Here is a 4,463-nt window from a genome sequence, read left to right on the forward strand (position 1 = left end):
CGAATGAAGATATGGCCCCCCTGTGCATTGTGGCTAATCTATAACAGGTTGGATATAACGAACGGTTTCAGGTCTACATGGATAATCATGGCTTAAAAATATTGTAGTGTATCATCGGTATACCTCTACTAACGACTGTCTTGCAGATGATGTTTATGCCAGCATCAGCAGATGTAACGTGAAATTCTGCGCCTCCGTTACCAGTTCTCATCGTTTCGAAAGACCAAAAGCGACTCTCAATCCGCAGCAATGTACTTGAAGCTCCGGCGAGAAGTTGAGCATGGTCGAAAGAATGATTGATCACACCAGCCTAGAATCAGGTGGTCCAGCAGTGCGAAAAGGCTGTGACATAAGACTCTATAAGTAAAAACGCGTGGTCCTTGACCTCGAGGAGGAGTTTTGAAACAGCCTGTTTGCCTCCAACGCTTGATCTTACCTCGGGATCCTGCACGATTCCCTCTTTACTTGCGGTATATGGGTGGCTCGCCGGGAGAAAATTGCTCCCTGGAGGTCGAAGGGGCAACTCTGCGTATTCCGCCCCGCACTAGAGTTTCATTCTACTCTCTTTTCAATCATTTTCCGGAAGCTTACTGGCGGCACTGGACCCATGCCGATACGCTCACCTTTCAAGCCCGGCTGAATGGGTCCGGAGTGCTCCGTGTGTGGCGCGATCCCTCTGACATCGATCGCATCATGCGGACCGACTGGCTGAGCGATAATGACAGCGTGCTTCTGGCATCGAAACGGTTCGATGATACAAGCGATACGAACGACGCGGTGGAGGTCCCGGTTCCGGAGGCAGTCGGTGGCTGGCGCTCCTGGGGTGCACTTCACGTCGAGGTGATATCGGGTGACGACTGGGTCGAGGTCAACGACGCCGAGTGGACGTGCCGGGCCGAGAAGCGCCCGGTAAGGCTGGCGGTCGGCTTTACGACCTTCAACCGACCAGCGGAGGTGCTGGCCAACAGCCGTTTGCTGCTTGAAGCTGAAGGGTCGCACGACTTCATAGAGATGATCTTCATCATCGACCAAGGCACCGTGAAGGTTCGCGAGCACGTGGGCTTCGCCTCCCTGATGGATCGGCATGGCTCCAGGCTCCGGATCATAGAACAAGGCAACTTCGGCGGTGCTGGCGGCTTCACGCGCGCCATCATGGAGGCCCGGCGCCAGGGCGGAGCATCCCACATGCTTCTGATGGACGATGACGCGGAACTGGAACCCGAAGCGGTTCGCAGAAGCATCATGTTCCATGCGATCAGCGTTGATGCCGTCGCCGTCGGCGGTCAGATGCTGAACGCCTACCGGCCGAACGAGTTGGTCGAATCAGGTGGGATCTATAATCGGCAATCGATCCGAATCGAGTCGACGACGTGGCGCCGGGAGGAGGTCAACAGTACCGGCATCGCGTTTGTCGATTACAACGCGTGGTGGTTCTTCACATTTCCTCTGGACGTGATCGACAGGACGGGCTTGCCCCTTCCCATTTTCATCCGCGGAGATGATATCGAATTCGGACTTCGGCTGAAGGAGAACCGGATTCAAACCGTCACCCTCCCCGGAGCGGCCGTATGGCATGAACCCTTCTATTGCAAGGTGGGTGGGTGGACCGGGTATTACGATCTCCGCAATCTGCTCATTGTAGCGACGTTGCATGGGCGGGCCGGCCGCCTAGCGCCAAGTCTTATGATCATCCAATGGGTTTTCGGCCGACTGGTTCGGTTCGATTACTACAGCGCATGGCTGTTCGAACAGGCCGCGTGTGAGTTTCTCGCGGGACCGGAAGCCGTTGTCTCGGATGCGCCGGGAACGCGGCAGCGCATTGCCGCCGCGGCCAAGCGCTTTCATGGGCGTCAATCAGCTCGAAGCGAAGAGACCCATCCCCGTGCCCGCAAGTACCCGGCGGCACGTACCATGGCGGGTTGGGCGGCGCGCATCAGCCGCTTCATCCTCCGCAATCTGATCCTGCCGTCGCCCCGTGCCGAGGTGTCGCCGCGTTACTCGCTGTCCGCCGACGCCCACTGGTGGGACATCGCGCGTCATGACGTAATCGTGATCGATGATCCGAACCAGACCTGCCTGGAGGTGCGAAGGCGCGATCGGAAAACCTTCCTCAGCATCGGAACGGCGGCAATCCGTCATGCGGCCCGGCTGTTCGTCGCATACCCAAGCATCCGCAAGCGCTACCGCGGTGTTGTCTCATCCTGGGCGGATGAGCAGTTCTGGTGGAACTATCTTCGGGTTGATCAGGCTCTGCAACCGCAGAGCCCGAGCGCGGAAAAGCGCGATGCACCATTGACCGCAGCACATATCAAGGAAGAGGCCTGACGTGTCCCCCGATGAGCGGATAGTTTGTGTCGTCGTCACCCATGATCGGCCGGAATGCCTGGAAACCGCATTAGGCAAGGTTCTGTCCCAGACCCGCCGACCGGACTGTGTGATTGTCGTCGACAACGGCAACAAGCCCCAGACTGCCGAGGTCGTGGCAAAGTTTCCAGAGGTCCGCCATGTCGCGTCCCGCAGAAACCTGGGTGGGGCCGGAGGGTTCGCCCTGGCGGTCGTGCTGGCCATGGCCGAAGGCGCCGACTGGATCTGGACGATGGACGATGATGGCTTCCCTGCCACTACGACCTGCCTCTCCAGTCTTCGTGAAGCCGCCGACGAGCACCGCGCGACAGTGATCGGTCCGGTGATCACGGACGACTGCGACCAGACGAAACTGGCATTCCCGTTCCGCATCGGAACGCGCTATCGCTTTAACGTAGCCGACGTGGAAGGTGTCCACGTGTTCCCCAATATCGCTTACCTCTTTAACGGCATCCTGTTCCATGCCTCCGTGTTCGAGCGGGTGGGGCTGCCGGACATCCGGCTGTTCTTCCGGGGAGATGAGCTGGACCTGCTTGCACGTATGCGCATCGGCGGGGAGACCATCGTCACCACCACCTCGGCTCGGTTCTGCCATCCGGCTTCAACGGCGGAAATCCACCCCTTCATGTCCGGTCTGGCCCACGCCGTTGTGCCTGAAACCCCGATCAAGCAATTCTACCTCTTCCGAAATCGGGGTTACATATTCGTGCGACGCCGCATGTTGGGTTATTTTCTGGGCGATTTCCTGCGTTATGGCTGGTTCTTCCTGATTCACAGGAATGGTGACACCCAAGGCTTCGCACGCTGGGCACGCTCAACCCTGGCTGGAGCCAGCGGGAGGCTGCGTCCCTATGAGCCGGAGGCACAACATCGTGCGCCAGTGCCGTTTTCTCAATCGAACTCCGAAGCGGCAAAAACTCCTTTTCCATGATGGAACTTCTCCTTTTGAGAATTAGGCAGGAGTGAAAGCATTTTGTTCGAGGTTTTCGGGGTTGAGAAGGAAGCCAAACAGCCGATGAGTAACCCGATCAATAGTACGGCGCCACTCCCCGCACGTCTGCCTACGCTCGTTAGGCTTTTTGCGGAAGCTTACGATGCATCGATTGGGGGTTATCTGGTTCCTCCCAACAGTTCGATGGAACGTTTCACCGAAGCAGACGTGACCGAGTGGATAAAGAGGTATGCCTCCGAGCCACAGTACGATTCCGTTGAGCTGGAAGTGGCCTCCTTCTTGTACTCGCTGTTGTGCATGACAGGAGGGAAACGGGTACTGGAAACAGGTTGCTCCCGAGGATTCTCAACCTCTTTCCTGGCAACGGCGGTGACCGACAACGGGGATGGTGGGGTTATATCAATCGATGCCGACGATCATTTCCATCTATGGGAAGGCAGCGAGATCGAACCGGCCATCACCTTCATCAATGCCAGCTCGCTTGATGTGGTCGGTCAAGTCCGGGAGTTGCTGAACGGTGAATTGTTCGACCTTCTTTTTCTGGACTCACTGCACACCTATGCTCATCTCATGGCGGAAATAATGCTCTATGAGCGTCTTTTGAAGAAAGGCGGAATGATAGTTCTACACGACACGATATTCTATGATTGTCTGGCCCCAGTCGTAATGCAACTTTCCGAATGCCCCCGATTCGAAGTAATCACGCTGCCGAGCCCCCGAAAGCATGCCCATGGAACACGCTGTCCTGGTGTCACGATAGCCACCAAAGTAACCGATAACGTGGAGCGCCATCCGCTGCGGATATCCCAGATTTATTTTGAATGGGTAAGTGACATCGTGAATTTACCCGGAAATCCTGATCGCAATTCGATGTCGGAACCCATGCTCGACATCATGAGGCGTGAATTAAAACTGTGAGAACTTCGCTCTAAAGGGGGCTGTCAAAGATGAGACTGCCGAGCGATTGGGGTCAGGCCGCCGTGACGAGCTTTGTGGCGGGATCGACGGCTTGGAACAATTGGCCGAAGCTGGACCAAAGCTTGCCGTTGAAGACGGCGCAGCGGACCTGGAGCAGGAGTGACTTTGCCCCCATGCAGCGCCTCCCATAGCGCCTGAGTTATGCCGCCAACGTTTCCTGCTGGCGACG

4 protein-coding genes are annotated in these 4,463 nt (G+C 57.0%); 3 read left to right on the forward strand and 1 reads right to left on the reverse strand.

The window, feature by feature from the left end; all coding sequences use genetic code 11:
* Window positions 1-426 precede the first annotated feature (426 nt).
* The 3 genes from AC5JJ6_RS00635 to AC5JJ6_RS00645 are packed head-to-tail and all read left to right on the forward strand — an operon-like array spanning window position 427 to window position 4,234.
* A complete protein-coding gene (locus AC5JJ6_RS00635) occupies window positions 427-2,325 on the forward strand; it encodes a glycosyltransferase (RefSeq protein ID WP_496040186.1) in 1,899 nt (632 codons plus the stop codon).
* Between the two features lies 1 nt (window position 2,326).
* Window positions 2,327-3,295, forward strand: a complete 969-nt coding sequence (locus AC5JJ6_RS00640; RefSeq protein ID WP_496040183.1) for a glycosyltransferase — start codon at window positions 2,327-2,329, stop codon at window positions 3,293-3,295.
* Between the two features lie 42 nt (window positions 3,296-3,337).
* Window positions 3,338-4,234 carry an O-methyltransferase gene (locus AC5JJ6_RS00645; protein WP_496040184.1) on the forward strand — a complete coding sequence of 299 codons (897 nt, stop codon included), beginning with the start codon at window positions 3,338-3,340 and terminating at the stop codon, window positions 4,232-4,234.
* Between the two features lie 52 nt (window positions 4,235-4,286).
* Here AC5JJ6_RS00645 and AC5JJ6_RS00650 read toward each other — a convergent pair whose 3' ends face one another.
* The gene (locus AC5JJ6_RS00650) at window positions 4,287-4,409 is read right to left on the reverse strand and encodes a hypothetical protein (protein ID WP_496040185.1); all 123 of its coding nucleotides are present in this window, start codon (window positions 4,407-4,409) and stop codon (window positions 4,287-4,289) included.
* Window positions 4,410-4,463 lie beyond the last annotated feature (54 nt).

Source organism: Skermanella sp., from assembly GCF_059503625.1.